16 protein-coding genes, 1 tRNA gene and 1 pseudogene are annotated in these 18,864 nt (G+C 55.4%); 7 read left to right on the forward strand and 11 right to left on the reverse strand.

Going from position 1 to position 18,864, the window contains the following annotated elements:
• Positions 1 to 40: 40 nt before the first annotated feature.
• The 7 genes and pseudogenes from aroD to RTX30_RS20930 all read right to left on the reverse strand — a co-directional run bounded on the left by aroD (position 41) and on the right by RTX30_RS20930 (position 7,017).
• Positions 41 to 799, reverse strand: a complete 759-nt coding sequence (gene aroD, locus RTX30_RS20900; protein ID WP_312692451.1) for a type I 3-dehydroquinate dehydratase — start codon at positions 797 to 799, stop codon at positions 41 to 43.
• Positions 800 to 991: 192 nt separating this feature from the next.
• Entirely contained in the window at positions 992 to 2,770 is a 1,779-nt protein-coding gene (locus RTX30_RS20905; RefSeq protein WP_312692453.1) for an aminopeptidase P family protein, read from the reverse strand.
• Between the two features lie 17 nt (positions 2,771 to 2,787).
• On the reverse strand, positions 2,788 to 4,242 hold the full coding sequence (locus tag RTX30_RS20910; RefSeq protein WP_312692455.1) for an AMP nucleosidase: 1,455 nt from the start codon (positions 4,240 to 4,242) through the stop codon (positions 2,788 to 2,790).
• Between the two features lie 132 nt (positions 4,243 to 4,374).
• A complete protein-coding gene (locus RTX30_RS20915) occupies positions 4,375 to 5,352 on the reverse strand; it encodes an MDR family oxidoreductase (RefSeq protein WP_312692511.1) in 978 nt (325 codons plus the stop codon).
• Positions 5,353 to 5,373: 21 nt separating this feature from the next.
• A pseudogene (locus RTX30_RS20920) lies at positions 5,374 to 6,085 on the reverse strand (TetR/AcrR family transcriptional regulator); the annotation flags it as partial.
• A 152-nt stretch (positions 6,086 to 6,237) separates the two neighbouring features.
• Positions 6,238 to 6,426: a YjfB family protein gene (locus RTX30_RS20925; protein ID WP_312692457.1), complete on the reverse strand. Its 189-nt coding sequence runs from the start codon at positions 6,424 to 6,426 to the stop codon at positions 6,238 to 6,240.
• A 114-nt stretch (positions 6,427 to 6,540) separates the two neighbouring features.
• Entirely contained in the window at positions 6,541 to 7,017 is a 477-nt protein-coding gene (locus tag RTX30_RS20930; RefSeq protein WP_312692459.1) for a GNAT family N-acetyltransferase, read from the reverse strand.
• Positions 7,018 to 7,119: 102 nt separating this feature from the next.
• Here RTX30_RS20930 and RTX30_RS20935 point away from each other — a divergent pair, with 102 nt between their 5' ends.
• Positions 7,120 to 8,052 (forward strand): LysR substrate-binding domain-containing protein, encoded by a 933-nt coding sequence (locus tag RTX30_RS20935; RefSeq protein ID WP_312692461.1) that lies wholly within the window; start codon positions 7,120 to 7,122, stop codon positions 8,050 to 8,052.
• A gap of 426 nt (positions 8,053 to 8,478) precedes the next feature.
• On the opposite strand, the gene RTX30_RS20940 is transcribed toward RTX30_RS20935, so the two are convergent.
• Positions 8,479 to 8,554: transfer RNA gene (locus tag RTX30_RS20940), tRNA-Asn, on the reverse strand.
• A gap of 331 nt (positions 8,555 to 8,885) precedes the next feature.
• Between RTX30_RS20940 and nac the strand changes: the two genes are divergently transcribed.
• Both nac and cbl read left to right on the forward strand, forming a co-directional pair.
• Positions 8,886 to 9,803, forward strand: coding sequence for a nitrogen assimilation transcriptional regulator NAC (gene nac / locus RTX30_RS20945; RefSeq protein WP_312692463.1), 918 nt, complete (start codon positions 8,886 to 8,888; stop codon positions 9,801 to 9,803).
• Positions 9,804 to 9,904: 101 nt separating this feature from the next.
• On the forward strand, positions 9,905 to 10,855 hold the full coding sequence (cbl, locus tag RTX30_RS20950; RefSeq protein WP_312692465.1) for an HTH-type transcriptional regulator Cbl: 951 nt from the start codon (positions 9,905 to 9,907) through the stop codon (positions 10,853 to 10,855).
• 258 nt (positions 10,856 to 11,113) lie between these two features.
• Here the strand turns inward: cbl and RTX30_RS20955 are convergent, their stop codons facing one another.
• The 3 genes from RTX30_RS20955 to RTX30_RS20965 all read right to left on the reverse strand — a co-directional run bounded on the left by RTX30_RS20955 (position 11,114) and on the right by RTX30_RS20965 (position 15,244).
• A complete protein-coding gene (locus RTX30_RS20955) occupies positions 11,114 to 12,379 on the reverse strand; it encodes a gallate dioxygenase (RefSeq protein ID WP_312692467.1) in 1,266 nt (421 codons plus the stop codon).
• Between the two features lie 14 nt (positions 12,380 to 12,393).
• Positions 12,394 to 13,773, reverse strand: a complete 1,380-nt coding sequence (locus RTX30_RS20960) for an aromatic acid/H+ symport family MFS transporter (protein WP_312692469.1) — start codon at positions 13,771 to 13,773, stop codon at positions 12,394 to 12,396.
• Between the two features lie 247 nt (positions 13,774 to 14,020).
• Positions 14,021 to 15,244 (reverse strand): LysR family transcriptional regulator, encoded by a 1,224-nt coding sequence (locus tag RTX30_RS20965; protein ID WP_312692471.1) that lies wholly within the window; start codon positions 15,242 to 15,244, stop codon positions 14,021 to 14,023.
• Between the two features lie 130 nt (positions 15,245 to 15,374).
• Between RTX30_RS20965 and RTX30_RS20970 the strand changes: the two genes are divergently transcribed.
• The 4 genes from RTX30_RS20970 to RTX30_RS20985 are packed head-to-tail and all read left to right on the forward strand — an operon-like array spanning position 15,375 to position 18,793.
• Positions 15,375 to 16,112: a PIG-L deacetylase family protein gene (locus RTX30_RS20970; RefSeq protein WP_312692473.1), complete on the forward strand. Its 738-nt coding sequence runs from the start codon at positions 15,375 to 15,377 to the stop codon at positions 16,110 to 16,112.
• Positions 16,109 to 16,825, forward strand: coding sequence for a 4-carboxy-4-hydroxy-2-oxoadipate aldolase/oxaloacetate decarboxylase (locus RTX30_RS20975; RefSeq protein ID WP_312692475.1), 717 nt, complete (start codon positions 16,109 to 16,111; stop codon positions 16,823 to 16,825). The genes RTX30_RS20970 and RTX30_RS20975 overlap by 4 nt, the downstream gene beginning before the upstream one ends.
• A gap of 2 nt (positions 16,826 to 16,827) precedes the next feature.
• Entirely contained in the window at positions 16,828 to 17,910 is a 1,083-nt protein-coding gene (locus tag RTX30_RS20980; RefSeq protein WP_312692477.1) for a 4-oxalomesaconate tautomerase, read from the forward strand.
• A 13-nt stretch (positions 17,911 to 17,923) separates the two neighbouring features.
• Positions 17,924 to 18,793 carry a DUF1932 domain-containing protein gene (locus RTX30_RS20985; protein WP_312692479.1) on the forward strand — a complete coding sequence of 290 codons (870 nt, stop codon included), beginning with the start codon at positions 17,924 to 17,926 and terminating at the stop codon, positions 18,791 to 18,793.
• Positions 18,794 to 18,864: the final 71 nt, after the last annotated feature.

Raw genomic sequence — 18,864 nt, forward strand, 5'->3', positions numbered from 1 at the left:
GCCGTGCCCAGGCCGGATCACCGCATCCGGCCTGGGGCCGTCAGGCCTGGTGGAGGATAGATAACACCGCGCGTAAATCGTCCACGGCGATCTGGCCCGGTGCAGAGGCTTTTTTCACTGCGCCAAACGTGGCAGCAGACCCAAACACTTCCCCTGCAAGGCGCGAAATCACCCCGGTTTTTGCCATCGACATCGTAATAATTGGCCGATCAGCGTACTGCTCCTGCATCGTCAGTGTGGCGCTAAGCAGCGTCAACACGTCGGTTTTGCTCTGGGGCATCACCGCGATTTTGGGGATATCCGCGCCCAGTTCCTGCATTTTGCACAGACGCACAACAATCTCTTCCGCAGGCGGCGTGGTCTGGAAATCATGGCTGGACATCACGACCCGCACGTTTTTCGCCTGGGCCTGTGCCACGGCAGGTTTAATCAGCGCATCACCGGTGAACAGTTCAAGATCGATCATATCTACCAGTCCGCTGTCGACCGCGGCGCGGTTGAGTGCAATATAATCTTCAGCCGCAAGCGCCTGCTCGCCACCCTCTTTAGCGCTACGGAAAGTAAACAGCAGCGGTTTGTCGGGGAATGCCGCCCGGATGATCGCTGCGGCCTCCAGTACTGCGTCAACGGAGGTCGCATGGGCAAAATGGTCGACGCGCCATTCAAGGATGTCGAAGTCGGCGTTTTGGTAAACCTGGGTTTCCGAACGGATACTGGCAAGATCGTTACCCATCAGTGAGACGATGATTTTTGGCGCGCCTTCGCCAATCAGTAAATTTTTTACGCTTACGGTTTTCATTACGTACCTTTTCTTCACCCGCCTGTCGGGCTTCTTATCCTGTGGCCGGTTTTTTCTGTTCCGCAGGAGTGTTTTCGTTCTCTCCTCACACCATGCCGTAATCTGTCACGCTTTTGCAACCCGCATGCCGTCGGGTGAGAGTGTGTAAACCGTAAAATAGCCGCCACGCGAAAAGTGGCGGCGAGGGGCGCATTAGCTTGCGTGAACGCGCAGCGGCGCGGTTGCGGCGAACAGCCAGGGGCGAGCCTCACTGCTAACCAACGGCGACAGGGTGTCGCGTACCTGCTGGTGGTAATCATCCAGCCACTGCTGCTCCTGATCGCTGAGCAGGCTCCACTCCACCTGGCTGACATCGATAGGGATCAACGTCAGGGACGCAAAGCGACAAAAGCCTGGCTGGCTCTCCACCACTTCAACCTGATTTTCAATGCGAATGCCGTAACGATTCGCCAGGTAGTAACCCGGTTCGATGGTCATAATATTGCCCGCAGACAGCGGCCACGGATTCACTTTTTTCGCGATACGCTGCGGCTGCTCGTGGATCAGCAACTGGTGGCCGACGCCATGGCCGGTACCGTGATCGAAATCCAGACCTAAATCCCATAAGGCGCGGCGGGCAAAAGCATCCAGTTGATGACCGCACGTACCGCTGGGGAACTGCAGGGTGAACATCGACAAAAAGCCTTTCAGCACCGCCGTGTAGTGCAGGCGCTGCTGCGCATCCAGCGGGCCAAAGGAGAGGGTACGTGTGGCGTCGGTGGTGCCGTTCTGGTACTGGCCGCCAGAGTCGTTGAGATAGAAATTATCGCGGCTCAGCGCCTTATTGGTCTGCTCACTGCTGTGGTAATGGCACATTGCCGCATTGCTCGCTGCGGCGGAAATAGTGCTGAAACTCTGCTCAATAAACCCCGGTTGCTGCTGGCGGAATGCCAGTTGCTTTTGCTGGGCTTCCAGTTCGGTTACCGGGTTGCCTGCTGCCTCGCGCGCAGGGACTTCATGCGCCAGCCAGGCGAGGAAGTTCACCCAGGCTGCGCCATCCTGCTGGTGGCATTCGCGGTAACCGGCCAGTTCTGTCTCGTTTTTATGCGCTTTGATAAAGGTAATAGGATCCGCGCCCCACACTACGGTACCGCCGTGTTGCTCAATAGCAAAACGCAGTGCCACCGGCGCGAAGTCGCTGTCAAGAAGGAGCTTTTTCCCGGCAGCCCGTTGCTGGCAGCGGGGCAGAAAGGCGTCGAAATCGCTGAGCGTTAGCGATGAGCGCAGTTGCGCAGAGAGCGAAGCCGTTTTCTGTGGGTTAACAAACCACTCGACTGCGCCGTCGCGGCTGAGCAGCGCAAACGCGTGTGCCACCGGGTTCATTGCAACGTCGGCACCCCGAATATTCAATAGCCAGGCGATATTATCCGGCAGGGTGATGGCAAGATAATCCACCCCCTTTTCCGCCAGTACCTGTGCAATACGGGCGCGTTTGTCAGCGCTGCTTTCACCGCTTATCGCCACCGGCATTTCGCGGATCACCCCGCAGGGTGCCGCCGGGCGATCGTGCCAGATGGCTTCGAACGGATCGGCGTCGAGCGCGACCAGCTTGCAGTGCGTGGCACCTAAGGCCTGGTACTGGCTGTTGACCATTAACAGCGGCTCAAAGCCAATACGGCTGCCCGCAGGCAGTGAAGTGTTGAGCCACTGATCCAGCGGTTCGTTATGCAAATGGTGAATAGCAAACGCGTTGAGATCCACTTCGTTGCGCACCTGAACCTGGTAACGCCCATCGACAAACAGCAGCGCGCTGTCGCGCAGCACCAGCGCCAGCCCGGCGGAGCCGGTAAAACCGGTCAGCCATTGCAACTTATTGTCGTGCGGGGCGCAATCTTCGCTCTGATGAGCATCGGCGCGCGGAACGATGATGCCGTCCAGATCCCGCGCAACCAGCTGGTCGCGCAAAGCCTGAAGTGGAGAGGGAGTGTGCATGTGAAATCCTTTTAGGGTTATCTGAACGGCGGTTCGTTAAAGGTGCGCAGTTTGCGGGAGTGCAGGCGGTCGCCTTCCGCACGCAGCAGATCAATCGCGCGAATGCCTATCTGTAAATGTTCAGAAATTGCCCCTTCATAAAAGCGGTTCGCCTGGCCGGGAAGTTTGATCTCGCCGTGTAAGGGCTTGTCAGACACACACAGCAGCGTGCCATAGGGCACGCGGAAGCGGTAGCCCTGGGCAGCAATGGTGGCGCTTTCCATATCAATCGCGACTGCACGACTCAGGTTAAAGCGTAGCGCTGAGGCGGAATAGCGTAGCTCCCAGTTGCGATCGTCGGTGGTGACAACGGTACCGGTACGCAAGCGTTGTTTTACTTCTTCGCCCGGCATATCGCTCACCTCTTTCGTAGCGTCATACAGCGCACGCTGCACTTCAGCAATGCTTGGAATGGGAATATCCGGTGGCAGAACGGCATCCAGCACGTGATCATCGCGCAGGTAAGCGTGCGCCAGTACATAATCGCCGATTGCCTGGCTCTCGCGCAGGCCGCCACAGTGACCAATCATCAGCCAGACATCAGGCCGCAGCACCGCCAGGTGGTCGCAAATGGTTTTCGCATTGGACGGCCCGACGCCGATGTTGATCAGCGTAATGCCCTGACCATCGGCGGTAATTAAGTGCCATGCCGGCATCTGGTGCTTCTTCCATGCCAGATCGGAAACGGCGGTTTCCGGTGCTTCGGTATCGGCAGTGATCCAGTTTCCGCCCGCGCAGGAGAGCGCCACGTAAGGGCTGTCCGGGTCGAGGATCTGGCTGCATCCCCAACGTACAAACTCATCGACGTAGCGGGTATAGTTGGTAAACAGCACAAACGGCTGGAAATGTTCGACCGGCGTACCGGTGTAATGGCGCAGGCGCGCCAGCGAGAAATCCACGCGACGCGCGTCGAAATGCGACAGCGGATAAAGCTCCGTGGGGTGAAACAGGCCATCCGCCGTTTCGTCACCAATTTGCGCCAGTTCCGTGGTCGGGAAGTGCCGCGTCAGCCCTGCGCTCATCGAGCGGTCCAGCGTCAGGGCTGAACCGTCAATCACATACGGATAAGGAATTTCATGTGCGGACAGACCCACCTCAATGTGCGCGCCGTAGTCCTGGCACAGCAGCGTCAGTTGCTCAAGTAAATAGGGACGGAACAGCGACGGGCGGGTAACCGTGGTGGTGTAGCAACCGGAATGGGTAAAGCGTGCATAAGCACGGGTTTTCGGCGGGTTTGTTGCGCTGCCGTTCCAGCTTACCGACAGTTGCGGGTAGACGAACAACCCCCCGGCACGGGCTTCGACGTCGGGAAGCTGGCCGTTTTCAATATACAGGCCGATGGCATCACGCAGGGCGGTGACCGAGCGGTCGTACAGCGCCTCCAGTTGATCCAGTGCCTGTTGCGGGGTCAAATTTGTACCCTGATTATCCATCGTTATCTCCTTGTCTGCTCTACGGCTGTTCCCGATAGTATGTCACAGGATTGTGAAACAAAAGCCGCATGCCAGGGATTCAGAGAAAACGGGGAAAGCAAGAACCCGGCACGCCAGCGCACCGGGCGGGGGTTAGCCGTTGATTTTCACCAGCGTGCGACCGTGGATCTTGTTTTGCAGGAAATCAGCCGCGGTGGCAGGGGCTTGTTCAAGGGAGATTTCCGTGGCTGCCTGCTGGTAGTAGCTCGCGGGCAGAATGTCCGCCAGACGCTGCCAGACGGCGCCGCGCTGGGCAGTAGGCACCATGACTGAGTCCACCCCTTGCAAACGGACATTGCGCAGGATAAACGGCATGACCGTGGTAGGCAGATCAAAACCGCCGGCCAGGCCGCAGGCCGCAACACAACCGCCGTAATTGGTCTGCGCCAGCACTTTGGCCAGCACATGGCTGCCCACCGTGTCGATGGCACCCGCCCAAAGCTGTTTTTCCAGCGGGCGGGTTTGTTCAAAATCACTGCGTGGCAGGATCTCATCAGCGCCTGCCTCGCGCAGGAAGTCATGGGTCGATTCACGGCCGGTCACCGCCGCCACGCGGTAGCCCAGCGCTTTCAGTAATACGACGGCAGTACAGCCGACGCCGCCGCTGGCGCCCGTCACGACGACCGTACCGTGCTGAGGCGTGACGCCTGCGTCTTGCAGCGCCATGACGCACAGCATTGCGGTAAACCCCGCCGTACCGATGATCATCGCCTCGCGGGCGCTTAAGCTTTCCGGCAATGGTACTAACCAGTCACCTTTGACGCAGGCTTGCGTGGCAAGGCCACCCCAGTGGTTTTCGCCTACGCCCCAGCCGGTGAGGATCACCGCCTGGCCTGGCGTAAAGCGCGGGTCACGGCTTTCGCTCACGTGCCCGGTAAAATCAATGCCAGGTACCATCGGGAACTGGCGGATGATTTTGCCTTTGCCCGTGATCGCCAGCGCGTCTTTGTAATTCAGGCTGGACCAGTCAATATCGACCCGGACATCACCGTCGGCAAGTGCGGGCAGGTCGACGTCTTTCACTTCCGCCAGGGTTTGATTCTCATTCTGTTCCAGAACTAATGCTTTCATGACTGCGTTTTCCTCGTCGGATGAGGTTGAGTTTCGGCGTGTCAGGCCGTCCTGTGCAGGTGCTTTATCCCTTGCTGGCGTGTGCGTCAGGGGATTTTTTTATGCTGTAGCAGTAAAACGCCCAGTACTGATTGAGCGGCTCTACGGAGCGGTAAAGCTTGGCGCGCATGACGGCACCCTCCCAGCCGGACCAGAAGATCCTCGCCAGCGCTTTGGTGGCGGTATCGGGCGCGAGTTCGCCCTGCTGGCAGGCGAGATCCAGGCAGCGCGCGACGCGGGTTTCCCAGTCACTGAGGATGGCTTTCAATTGCGCGGGGAAAGTTTCCGGCAGAAGCGGTGTTTCTTGCAGCAGGTTGCCAACCAGGCAACCCCGGCGAAAGTCGTATTTCGCCATGCCCTGCCCGGCATGGTGCACAAAGGCTTCCAGCCGTTGCAGAGGAGAGCGCTGCGTATCAAGTAAAAACTTATCGAGTTTGTGGGCAAAGAACGCGCCATACGCTTCCAGTACGGCCAGCCCAAAGGCCTCTTTACTCTTAAAACAGTGGTAGAACGATCCTTTGGGAACCGCGATGGTTTTGATCACCGCATCAATGCCCGCCGAGAGATAACCGGTTTCGGTGATCACTGCCAGCCCCGAGCGAATCAGCTCTTCGCGGGTGTCGGTGAACGCGCGTTCAACTTTCGGCGGCCGCCCACGCCGGGGTTTTTGCATTGTCTCTGTTACGCCATTCATCATTTAGACCGATCGGTTTTAATTATGATAAGGGTACGATGAACCGGAATGCTAAGCAAGCGAAGGGAAATAAAAAGGCCCGCACTAAGGCGGGCCTGGGCACTGTTTAACCGGATGACGCGATGTCGCGAAGCGCCAGCGGGCAAACCGGATTAGGCCGTGGTGTTAATGTTACGACCGATTGCCGGGTTCGATGGCAACTGCGGGATCTGCTGGATGAGATCGGTCGCTATCGATTTCTGACTATCCAGCGCTTTTTTCAGGACCAGCGTGTTGACCTGATTATCGAGCTGATAAGAGTCAAGGCTACTGGCTAATGAAGCGATTTGAATTGGATCCATTCAGTCATCCTTTAGTTATGGAACAAAACAAACTGATAGCAGCGTAAATCAGAGCTGCACCATCTTATCGGCATTTTTTGCACAAACTTTAAGCGCAAGCGCGGCGCGCGGGGCTTAGCCGGCGAAATTCACCAGCGCTTCGCCATCAAGACGGTAGCGTACCCACTCGCTTTGTGGCAGTGCGCCAGTACTGAGATAAAAGTCGATAGCGGGTTTGTTCCAGTCGAGGACGCTCCACTCCAGACGGCCGCATTTTCGTTGTACTGCACACTGCGCAATCCGCTTCAGCAGTGCCCGTCCAGCACCTTTACCGCGAAATTCTGGCGAAACATAGAGGTCCTCCAGGTAAATGCCATTACGCCCAAGCCAGGTGGAGTAGCTGGTGAAAAATACCGCATAGCCCGCGATCTGACCGTCAATTTCGCACATTAAGGCTTCGGTGTTGCTGTCTGCAGCAAACAGCGTTGCGCGAATTTCATCCGGGGTGGTGACCACTTCCTGTGGCGCTTTTTCATAGACCGCCAGTTCATAAATCATGTCGTAAATCGCGCTTGCGTCTTCCGGCTGCGCCTGGCGGAGGGTAATACTCATGGTTTCGTGCCTTCTGTTATGCGGGAGTCAATTGATGGCGACCAGCATAAGCGCTATCGTAAAAAGAATTAAGTGCAATGAAATCACCGGACGTTGAATATTATGCATTCTGCTTTACGACGCCTCGACCTCAATCTGCTGCTGGTATTTGATGCCGTATATCGCTATCGCTCGGTAAGCCAGGCGGCAGAGGAACTGGCAATGAGCACCTCGGCGTTAAGCCATGCTCTGTCCCGCTTACGCAGTGGGTTAAACGATCCACTGTTTTACCGCGAGGGGCACCGCATGTGCCCCAGCGTTTATGCTACGCAACTTGCGCCAGCTATCGCCTCGTCGTTGAAGTTTCTTAATCAGGAACTGGCGCCACAGGCGGAGTTCAACGCGGCCAGCAGCAGCGACTGTTTGCAGATTGCGATTACCGATTTCACCGCATTTACTATTTTCCCGGCGCTAATGCAGCAGTTACAGCATGATGCACCGGGGTTGCGCTTTGAGTTGCGTTATCTGCCGCACAGCCCGGCACTGACTGAATTACTGGCGGGGGAAGTCGATTTGGCGCTGGGGTTCAGCGCCGAAGAGGATGAACGGCACCCGGAACTTGATGAGATAAACTGGTGCGCCGATGAGTATGTCGCCATTAGCCATCTCGCCAGAAAAACCTTGACCCTTGCGGAATATCTGGCGGCCAGACACCTGGTGATCACACCATGGAACGAGGCGCAGGGCGTGCTTGATACGCAACTTGCGCGGATGGGTTACACACGGCAGATCGCCATAAAAACGCCCTCAATGCTCAGCGCGCCCTTTATGATTGCCGACAGCGACATGCTGATGGCGCTGCCGCGCTCTGCCGCGGAAAAGCTGGCGCAGGCGGCGAAAATTCGCATCTTCCCGTTGCCGTTTTACGTACCGCCCTTTGAAGTGAAAATCTATTCACATAAACGCAGCGGTAAGCGGGGGGCCACCAACTGGCTCAAGACCCGGTTACACACGCTTGCATGCTTTGCAGAGGCGCGAGGCAGTGAATCGTATTGAAGACGCCACCCGGTTATTGCAGGTGAAACCGCGGGCTGAGGCGCTAACCGTTGCGACGTTGCCCTCTTTCGCCAGCCATTGACGGGTTCCGGGGCTGGCCAGGTTTTGTGCGCGTCATCCACACATGACTGTGCGCCTGATGACCAGCCAGGCAGTGGTCAACTTTTATCAGGGGCTCGTGGATATTGCCATTCGTATGGGGAGGTGCGGCGTTCTCGGATTGAGGGTGCCATTGCCCGTGGAGAACGGGTACAGCTTATCGACTTCAGTACACATTATCCCTTGTCTTACTGGCAAGTGACGCCACTGCACGCAGAGAAAAAACCGGCAGTCAGTCGGTTTATCGCGTGGCTGGACGTGGAAGTTGTGGCCTGGGGCAGGGGTCAATAAAGCAAAAAGCCTGCTCGAAAGCAGGCTTTTTAAATTTGGCTCCTCTGACTGGACTCGAACCAGTGACATACGGATTAACAGTCCGCCGTTCTACCGACTGAACTACAGAGGAATCGTGTGAACGGGGCGCATATTAACGGCGGGCACCGGGCTTGTCAAAGGCTGGATTGCCCTAACCCGATCGTTTGCTGACAATTTCGGCAATCTGTTGCGCCAATAAGCACTTACGCCAGTATTTGCACTGTTATGGTGCAAATTACCCCTTATGGGGCAGATCCCAAACCACTGTTTCAGTAATAATTACCGCAGGTGTAATTAGAAACTCTTATTATCCAGCCTGTTAGGCAGGATTTATTGCGTCGTAAAAAACTGGCAAGCATATTGCAACTCCTCCGACGACATAACATCCGGTGTTGGCCCGGTAATCCGTAACAGGAGGCAAAATGAACTTAAGGCGACTGAAATACTTCGTAAAAATCGTCGATATTGGCAGCCTGACCCAGGCAGCTGAAGTCCTGCATATTGCACAGCCGGCGCTGAGCCAGCAAGTTGCCACGTTGGAAGGTGAGCTGGATCAACAATTATTGATCCGGACCAAACGGGGCGTGACGCCCACCGAAGCCGGGAAAATTCTCTATACCCATGCGCGGATGATCCTGCGCCAGTGCGAACAGGCTCAAATGGCGGTAAATAACGTCGGGCAGTCGCTGCGCGGTCAGGTTTCCATCGGTCTTGCGCCCGGTACGGCGGCCTCGTCGATTACCATGCCGCTGCTGCAGGCGGTGCGTAATGAATTGCCGGACGTAACAGTCTATCTCCACGAGAACAGCGGTGCGGTGCTGAATGATAAACTGCTGAGCGGCCAGCTTGATATGGCCGTGCTCTATGAACGTGCGCCCGGTGCGGGGATCAACAGCCTGCCGCTGTTAAAAGAAGATCTCTATCTGGTAGGGACGCGCGACTGCCCTGGGCAGAGCGTGGATCTGGCGGCGGTGGCGGAGATGAACCTGTTTTTGCCGCGTGATTACAGCGCTGTGCGCCTGCGCGTGGATGAAGCTTTCTCGCTGCGCCGACTGACCGCAAAAATCATCGGCGAAATCGAATCTATCGCCACCTTAACCGCGGCCATTGCCAGCGGCATGGGGGGAACCGTGTTGCCGGAGTCCGCCGCACGCTCGCTGTGCAGCGCGACCAACGGCTGGATGTCGCGCATTACTACCCCGTCAATGAACCTGCCGCTGTCGCTCAACGTCTCAGCACGCGGTTCGCTGTCGCCGCAAGCGCAGGCCGTGAAAGATATTTTGCTGTCGCTGGTGAGCAGACCGGCAATGGAAAGCCACGAATTGCAACTGGTAAGCTAAGGATTATTCCTTAATGGAATAAGATGCTGGTTTTTATTATTTGTTCTGCCAGACCACAGACTTTAACAATAGCGTCATGTCTGATGGGTCTGGAGGGAAGGGTGAATTTCCAGCAATTAAAAATTATCCGCGAGGCGGCGCGGCGGGATTACAACCTGACCGAAGTCGCCAATATGCTTTACACCTCGCAATCCGGTGTAAGTCGTCATATCCGCGAGCTTGAGGAAGAGCTGGGGATAGAGATCTTTATCCGTCGCGGCAAGCGGCTGCTCGGCATGACGGAACCCGGCAAAGCACTGCTGGTGATTGCCGAGCGCATTCTCAATGAGGCGAGTAACGTTCGCCGGCTCGCTGACCTCTTCACTAACGACACCTCAGGTGTGCTGACCATTGCCACCACCCACACCCAGGCGCGATATAGCCTGCCATCGGTGATCAAAGCGTTTCGCGCATTGTTCCCGGAAGTGCGTCTTGAGTTAATCCAGGGCACGCCGCAGGAAATAGAGTCGCTGTTGCATAATGGTGGCGCGGATATTGGCATCGCCAGTGAACGGCTAAGCAATGACAGCGCGCTGGCGGCATTCCCGTGGTTCCGCTGGCATCACAGTTTACTGGTGCCCAGCGATCACCCGCTGGCGCAAAGTTCGCCGCTGACGCTGGAAGAGATCAGCCGCTGGCCGTTAATTACTTACCGGCAGGGCATCACCGGACGCTCGCGCATTGATGAGGCGTTTGGCCGTAAGGGGCTGATCCCGGATGTGGTGTTAAGCGCGCAGGATTCGGATGTGATAAAAACCTACGTTGAGCTGGGGCTGGGGGTCGGGCTGGTAGCGGAACAATCCAGCGGTGAAAACGAAGAAGGGAAACTGGTTCGACTGGATACGCAACACCTGTTTGATGCCAATACCGTCTGGCTCGGCCTCAAGCGTGGTCAGTTGCAGCGCAATTATGTCTGGCGCTTTATCGAACTGTGCAACGCCGGGCTGTCGGTTGACGATATTAAACGGCAGGTGATGGAGCCGGATGAAACGGTGATTGATTATCAAATTTAAACCGCATGCCAGGCAAGCCATAATATTGCTGACGGATAGCTAACGGGAATTTTCGCCACGATTTGTTTTCCTGTCTGAAGGGGGGCAGTGCTGCAGTTTGCTATAGCCAAAATATAAAATTGCGGGTGATGTTATTGCACACAGGTTGATTTTAGGCTGGCGATAAAAATAAGCGAAACCCTGCCGTGTGTCTTGTTTCTCAAATGGCGTGCGCATTCTCAAATAATGAAGGGGTGGCGGGATCCCACCCCATACTGGTTAGTTCACTTTCTCTTTGCCTGCCACGGAGTAGGTAACTTGTTGATTTCGCGTCTTCATAAATTCTTCAAGGGAAACGCCCCGCATTGCAGCATAAATATCCAGATTAGAGCCGCCAATCACCGCGCCTAATTTTTCCAGCAGGAAAAAGCTGGCACCATATTGAATCAGCTTACGCCATTCCCGGTTGCGTACCATGGCGCACTCCTCTTCGGTCAGGCTGGCTTCGGCAAACATGGCCTCCTGATCCTGGCGGAAACGTTCGCGAGGCCCGGGCTGAATTAGCTGATGTAAAAAACGGTTCAGGCGCAGCGCATGGAGGCTTCGCGCCTGCGTAAAAGGATAAGAACCGCTCAGCTTTTCAATGCCTGCCAGTTGGCTGTCCATCTTCTGCTGGTGACGTTTTACTGTATTGACCGGCAATGTCCCCGCCTGATTTTCGAGGATCAGCGTGGCGATACCCGTCATTGAGGGCAAATAGTAAGCCTGATGTTTTTTTACCACGTTCGACGACAATGCGCCGCGCATGACCAGCCACATGATCTCTTCTGCTCCCTCTACGCCGCTGTGTTCGGCATATTCCGCGATGGTCATTTCCGTCAGTTTTTGCGGATCGTTCACGAGCAGTTCCATAAATTGCTGGTCCCACTCTACGTTATTAAAACCGCAGCGTTCACCATGCACCTGATGCGATAATCCCCCGGTCGCGATAATCGCCACGTTAATATCTTCAGGGTAACTTTCAATTGCGCGACGCAACGCCTGGCCAAGTTTATAACAACGTCGCGCTGACGGAATAGGAAACTGCAACACCCCTACCTGCAACGGAATTACGCGTGTCGGCCACTCTGGTTTACACGGCATTAATGCTGAGAGTGGCGAAAACAAGCCGTGATCGAGCGGCTTATCCATGAAGAATGACATGTCGAACTCATCACTCATCAGGCTTGTGCCAATATGACGTGAGAGCGCGGCATCGCCTTTTACCGGGGGCAAATCACGCGCGCCACCGCCTTCATCAGCCACGGGGTACTGGTGATCGATCCCCAGTGAGAAGGCCGAATAGTGATCGAAAAAAAACGATGTCACATGATCGTTGAAGATATAGACGACTGCGTCGGGTTTATTCTCGGCAAGCCAGCGTTGCATGGGGGCAAAACTCTCGAAAATCGGCGCCCAGGCGCTTTCATGTTGTTTGTTGTGATCGACGGCAAAGCCGATGGTTGGGGTATGAGAAACGGCCAGGCCGCCAATGATCTTCGCCATAACGCTAGCTCCACTTATCGGTTATTTAAGGTGTGCGACAGTGCAGGCATGTCGCCGTGCCCTGCGCTTTTTATGGTCTGGGTGAGTTGATGGTTACGATGTAAAACAATGCACACTGCAGCGAACAGCGCCGGCAGGGCAAGGATAAAGAAGATGGAAGACTGCCCCGGAAACGCGCCCATCAGGACTCCGCCAAGGGTTGAACTCAGAATAGCGCCGGTGCGGCCAATGCCGTGCATCCAGCTTACGCCTGTGGCGCGAATGGCCGTCGGATAATACGCAGGCGAATACACCTGCAGGCCGTTTTGTGCACCATTAATGCACATACCGGTAATAAATATAACCACGCCGAGCGCCACGCCGGTAAAGGTAAAGAACCCCTGCATCACCAGGCAGGCGCAGCCAAGAGAATAGACTACGCCAATCACCCATTTGGCATGCAGCTTATCCATCAGCGCGCCGACGATGATTCCGCCCAACGGCCCGCCTAATTGAAACATCCCGGCAATGATGGCGGCTTGTTCCAGTGAAATGCCCCCCGAACGCATGATAGTGGGTAGCCAGCCATTCAGCAGATAAATGACGAACAGGCCCATAAAATAGGTCAACCACAAAATGACAGTACCGCGGGCGAAGCCATGACGAAACAGCTCAGTAATGGTGCCGTGGTGTTTTACTGCGGGAGAGTGGAGGGTAAAGAGGGTTGTGGCAGTGAATGTCCCCCCCATGCGATTAAGCAGGGTGGCGATTTGTTCACCCGGCGCGTTGCGAACCACCAGATTTAGCGTGGACTCCGGTAACAGCCAGGTCATCAGAGGCAGCAACAGAAGCGGTAATGCGCCGCCAAAAACCAGAACAGCAGGCCAGTGATAATGTGACAGCAACGCAGCAGCGATAAATCCACCGAGCCCTGAGCCGATGTTGAAACCGCTGAACATCAGGGTGATCATGACCCCTTTTCGTCGCTCCGGCATATATTCCGACAGCAGGGTGACACAGTTGGGCATCACCGCGCCCAGGCCTAGTCCGGCTATAAAACGTAGCAGCGCCATTTGCGTGGGAGTGGCCGCAAATGCACAGGCAAGACTGAAAGCGGAAAAGAGTAATACCGACAATAAAATCACTCGCTTGCGGCCGTAACGGTCAGAAATCGGGCCGGCGATGAGTGCACCCAGCGCCACGCCAAACATGGCTGCGCCAAGAATCGATCCCATGGCGGCACGACTGATACCCCATTGTTCTATTAACGCGGGGGCAATAAAGCCCATGACAGCAGCGTCATAGCCATCAAACATAATGATAATCAGGCACAGCGCCAGTACACGCCATTGAAAGGGCGAGATGGGACGAGCATCAATCCACTCTTTAATGTTAACCATATTGTTTACTGTCATCGGGTACGCTCTCTTCTGTCTTTTATGCCATAAGCGGCAGCTATCGTTGTGGTGAGAGGAAGGTAACAATCCAGTAACAAGTTAAGCGGGGTGGAAAGCAGTGTCTGTCAAAAAAGGCTTTTAGAGGTATGAGTTAGCTTTATATTGTGATGCGTTTAACAATGTTATGACGTGTAAAAAAGAGCGTCAGAGTGCCTTTGCCAGACGTTCTGACGCTATATAAATGAAGACTTTATATGAATTTTTTTTAGGTGAGGGTGGATATGCTTTCACTGATACAGCGCAACAGCGCTTTCGCAGCCGGTGAATGTAGCGCACCCTGGCGAAAGGTTAATCCAATTTCTCGCCGCGTATCTGGCAAGGTAAACCTGAGTGGTGTAATGGCTCCGGTGCACAATTCGTAATCAAGCTGATGGGAAGAAACTGCTGCAACCATATCCGAATTCAGTAGTAGACCACGTACTATTGCTAAATCGCCGCTTTCCACGACCGGCTGGGGAGGCAGCATTCCCAGGGCGTGAAAAGCACGATCGAGCAGATGGCGCGCAGGGGTATTATCGCGTGGCAATATCCATTGTGTGTGCGCCAACTCGTCAGGCACCAGCTCCCGTCCGGCAAGGGGATGTTGCGGGCGTGCCAGTAAGATAAGCTCCTCCTCAAACAACACCTGGTTATGTATGTCCGGCACGGCATCGTTTTGACGCAGTGCACCAAGAATAAAATCAATATCCCCAGCGCGTAACTCCGTCACCAGTGCGTTAAATGCGCTTTCGTTGGTTACCACTTTAACGCCGGGATGGCGCGCTACCAGTTGCGCGATAGCCCTGGGCAGCAAACTGCTGCGACACAGCGGGAGTGCCCCAACATGCACAGTACCGGTCAACACCCCACGCTGTGCGGCAAGATCTTCAGGTATATGGCGAATTTCATTCAGCGCACGACTGATGAACGGGGCCATTTCGCGTCCTATAGGGGTCGGCATCATGCCTTTTGGCGTGCGCTGAAAGAGCGCGCCATTGGCACCTTTTTCCAGGACTTTCAGTGCAGCGCTGACTGCCGGTTGGCTGATGCCGAGTGAATTCGCCACGCTTTGGGTGTGATGCAACCGGTAAAGGGCGAGGAAAATTTGCAGGCGACGCAGGTTGAACAACCAGACTGGCTCAACCTCATTGTGCATGGAGTGTCGTTTTAATTTACCCAGCAGGGGCGGGATCTGATGGAGCTCATGAATGGCGCGTTGCGCACGCGGCAGAACGCATTTTCCCATTTCCGTTAGCATCATGCCGCTGGCATGACGTTCGAACAGCGGCGTGGCTAAAGTGTGTTCAAGATCACGTATGGAGCGGGTGATTGCCGACTGGGTACGAAATAATTTGTTTGCCGCTTCTGAAACTGTGCCGCGTTCTGCAATCATGCAAAATGACCTTATTTGCATGATTTTTATTGAATTTTCTTCTTCATTATTTTTCATAATTTCGATGAACAGGATGAGCGCAAAATCACAACATAAATAAAATGCATAGCTAACGCAATGAAAGGCATTATTCCAGGTTTGCTCCCCGTGTCAGGATGAAAAAAACAGCAAAACGCAGGATGAGATGATGAAAGAGAACACAAAAAAAAGTGCTTTGGTCGTTAGCGCCCACTCCGCTGATTTTGTCTGGCGTGCCGGTGGCGCAATCGCTTTACATACTGCGCAGGGTTACAACATGCATGTGGTGTGCCTCTCCTTCGGCGAGCGTGGTGAATCAGCCAGGTTATGGCGCAAAGGCAACATGACGGAAGCTGTCGTCAAGCAGACCCGGCAGCAAGAAGCGGAAGCTGCAGCTGAAATTCTCGGTGCCAGCATTGAGTTCTTTGATTTGGGGGACTATCCGCTACGTGCCGATAATGAGACGCTCTTTCGCCTTGCCGACGTATTTCGCAAAATACAGCCGCACTTTGTGCTGACGCATTCGGTTCAGGATCCGTATAACTACGATCATCCTCTGGCGGCCAACCTGACACAGGAAGCACGCATTATTGCGCAGGCAGAAGGTTACCGTCCGGGGGAGCCCATTATTGGCGCACCACCTGTTTACTGTTTTGAACCGCACCAACCGGAACAGTGCAACTGGAAACCCGACGTGTTGTTGGATATTACGGCCGTTTGGGAGAAAAAATATGCCGCAATTCAGTGCATGGCGGGTCAGGAACATCTTTGGGAATACTACTCCCGCGTGGCCTTACAGCGCGGTGTGCAGGCCAAGCGTAATGTCGGCATCGCCTCGCCAAACGTCATCACCCACGGCGAAGGTTACCAGAGCCTGTTTCCACGCGTGACGGAGGATTTGTCATGAGTCTGGTCAATAAAAAAGGCCTGGTCGTGCGAAACATTTCCCGGGCCGATCGCCAGCTGGTGGAGCGTTTTGCCGGATATGGCGTGGCAACAGTCCATGAAGCGCAGGGGCGTTGCGGTTTGCTTGATGTACGAGTACGACCGGTGCAACAAAATCGCGCCATTGCCGGTAGCGCGGTAACCGTGCTGGTCACGCCTGGCGATAACTGGATGTTTCACGTTGCGGTGGAGCAGTGCCAGCCAGGCGATATCTTACTGGTGGCCCCCACGTCTGATTGCCACGACGGTTTTTTTGGCGATTTACTGGCGACCTCTTTGCAGGCACGCGGTGTGATTGGGCTTGTCGGCGATATCGGGATCCGCGATAGCCAGACACTGCGTGAGATAGATTTTCCTGTCTGGTCGCGCGCGGTTTATGCCCAGGGCACCATTAAAGAGACGCCTGGTTCGGTCAATGTGCCAGTGATCTGCGCCGGGCAATTGGTGAACCCTGGCGATATCGTTGTGGCTGATGACGATGGCGTGGTGATTGTGCCGCGAGAACAGGCTGCAACGGTAGATGCGGCGGCACAAAAACGCATTGCTGCCGAAGAGGGTAAACGGCAACGACTCGCCGCCGGGGAATTGGGGCTGGATATCTATCAGATGCGGGCAGCGCTGGCGGCAAAAGGATTGCGCTACGTTGACTCTCTGGATGAACTCAAGACACTTTGATCATGAAACAGACGTTAATTCCCTGTGTACTCATGCGTGGCGGTACGTCGAAAGCTGCCTGTTTTCTCGCGTCAGATCTGCCTGTGGATCACGATACCCGGGACCGCGTGTTGTTGGCGGTAATGGGGTCGCCAGACGCCCGACAAATTGATGGTATCGGTGGCGGCGATCCACTGACCAGTAAAGTGGCGATAGTTTCCGTCTCCACCCGACCGGATGCCGATGTGGATTACCTGTTCGCGCAGGTCGATGTCCATAATGCACGGGTCGACTACGGACAAAATTGCGGCAACATCCTTGCCGCCGTTGCTCCCTTCGCTATTGAGAAAGGCCTTGTCACCGTGCAGGGTCCCGTAACCCGGGTACGAATTTTTATGGTCAACACCGGGCAAATCGCAGAAGCGCAAATAGCCACCCCTGACGGCGCGGTGGAGTATGAAGGCGATGCGCGCATTGATGGCGTGCCGGGTTGTGCGGCCGAACAAATACTGACGTTTGAGGACATTGCCGGATCAAGTTGCGGTGCATTACTGCCGACCGGCAATGCGCGAGACAACTTTGATGGCGTGGATGTCACCTGCATTGATAACGGTATGCCGGTCGTGTTGATCAGGGCTGCCGACTTGCAACGCAGCGGTCTGGAGTCACGCGAGCAACTGGATAACGACGTTACGCTGAAAGCGCGGTTGGAATCAATACGTCTTCAGGCGGGACCACGTATGCAGCTCGGTGATGTGCAACAGCGCACGGTGCCGAAAATGACCCTGATTGCCGCGCCGACGCAACACGGCGCCATTACAACCCGTACTTTTATTCCTCACCGCTGCCATGCATCGATTGGCGTCCTGGGCGCGGTCAGCGTCGCCACCGCTTGTCTGATCCCCGGCACAGTCGCCGAAGGACTGGCAAAGATTGGTAACGAGCGGCAACAGCGGCTGGCAGTGGAACATCCGGGAGGTGAATTTAGCGTCATGCTGACTCGTGACGCTGCAGGCAACGTGGTTAAGAGTGGGCTGATACGCACCGCACGTCTGTTGTTTGACGGGCGCGTGGCGATTGCGGGTTCGCTATGGGGCGGCAACTAAGGAGAAGACAACAATGCGTATTGCGATTATCGGTTTTGGCGAGGCCGGAACAATCTATGCCAGCGAGTTAGCGCAAAAGGCAGACATTCGCGTATGGGATACGAAGTTTCTTCTTGAGCAGGCTAATCCTTTGCGTGAGCACGCTGTTCGTGTGGGGGTACATCCTGCCGGTTCACTGGCTGAGGCACTGGATGGCGCCACGCTAATATTGTCGCTGGTGACCGCGTCCAGCGCACTCTCCGTTGCTCAACAGGCGGCGGTGCTGCTGGAAAAAGACCAGACCTTGCTTGACTTTAATTCGGTGGCGCCTGAAACCAAACGCGCAGCGGCCAGCGCGATAGAGGCGGGTGCCGGGAGTTATCTTGATGTGGCCGTCATGGCGCCTGTTCCTCCCCAGCGGCTCGGCACGCCGTTGTTGCTAGGCGGCGCGGCCGCTCACATAGTCGCACCGACATTGTGTGCATTGGGCTGTAATGCCCGCGCTGCCAGTAAAAACATTGGCGATGTTTCGGCAATAAAAATGTGTCGCAGCGTGATGATCAAAGGGCTGGAGGCATTAACCACCGAATGTCTGAGCGCGGCGCGGCACTATGGTGTCGAAGAGGCTGTTTTGGCCTCATTACATGCGAGTTTTCCTTCGCTGGGGTGGAACGACGCATTGCCACACTATCTGATTAGCCGGGTTGCCGAGCATGGCGTGAGACGCGCAGAGGAAATGGCTGAGGTTGTTAAAACCTTAGAAGATGCCGGTATAACAGCGCGCATGAGCCAGGCAACGCAATATGTTCAGGCGGCACTGCCGGCAAAAATGGCTGAACACGGCTTGCGCTATAGCGATTTGATCCCTTTTTACTGGCCGCACGCGTTTGACCGTTTGCAGTAAACAGTACCTGTAAAACCTCACGCCTTGCGGGCACGTAAATGCCGTCGTGCCCGCAATCCTTCATCCCACGC

The sequence above is a fragment of the Kosakonia sp. genome (assembly GCF_032052965.1).
Lineage (GTDB): Bacteria > Pseudomonadota > Gammaproteobacteria > Enterobacterales > Enterobacteriaceae > Kosakonia.

Bases quoted from the DNA above. Each gene is read 5' to 3' on its own strand.
- RTX30_RS20905 (WP_312692453.1), bottom strand. From the start codon at position 2,770: ATGCACACTCCCTCTCCACTTCAGGCTTTGCGCGACCAGCTGGTTGCG.
- RTX30_RS20980 (WP_312692477.1), top strand. From the start codon at position 16,828: ATGAAACAGACGTTAATTCCCTGTGTACTCATGCGTGGCGGTACGTCG.
- nac (WP_312692463.1), top strand. From the start codon at position 8,886: ATGAACTTAAGGCGACTGAAATACTTCGTAAAAATCGTCGATATTGGC.
- RTX30_RS20975 (WP_312692475.1), top strand. From the start codon at position 16,109: ATGAGTCTGGTCAATAAAAAAGGCCTGGTCGTGCGAAACATTTCCCGG.
- RTX30_RS20930 (WP_312692459.1), bottom strand. From the start codon at position 7,017: ATGAGTATTACCCTCCGCCAGGCGCAGCCGGAAGACGCAAGCGCGATT.
- RTX30_RS20965 (WP_312692471.1), bottom strand. From the start codon at position 15,244: ATGAAAAATAATGAAGAAGAAAATTCAATAAAAATCATGCAAATAAGG.
- RTX30_RS20910 (WP_312692455.1), bottom strand. From the start codon at position 4,242: ATGGATAATCAGGGTACAAATTTGACCCCGCAACAGGCACTGGATCAA.
- RTX30_RS20960 (WP_312692469.1), bottom strand. From the start codon at position 13,773: ATGACAGTAAACAATATGGTTAACATTAAAGAGTGGATTGATGCTCGT.
- RTX30_RS20970 (WP_312692473.1), top strand. From the start codon at position 15,375: ATGAAAGAGAACACAAAAAAAAGTGCTTTGGTCGTTAGCGCCCACTCC.
- aroD (WP_312692451.1), bottom strand. From the start codon at position 799: ATGAAAACCGTAAGCGTAAAAAATTTACTGATTGGCGAAGGCGCGCCA.
- RTX30_RS20925 (WP_312692457.1), bottom strand. From the start codon at position 6,426: ATGGATCCAATTCAAATCGCTTCATTAGCCAGTAGCCTTGACTCTTAT.
- RTX30_RS20935 (WP_312692461.1), top strand. From the start codon at position 7,120: ATGCATTCTGCTTTACGACGCCTCGACCTCAATCTGCTGCTGGTATTT.
- RTX30_RS20915 (WP_312692511.1), bottom strand. From the start codon at position 5,352: ATGAAAGCATTAGTTCTGGAACAGAATGAGAATCAAACCCTGGCGGAA.
- RTX30_RS20985 (WP_312692479.1), top strand. From the start codon at position 17,924: ATGCGTATTGCGATTATCGGTTTTGGCGAGGCCGGAACAATCTATGCC.
- RTX30_RS20955 (WP_312692467.1), bottom strand. From the start codon at position 12,379: ATGGCGAAGATCATTGGCGGCCTGGCCGTTTCTCATACCCCAACCATC.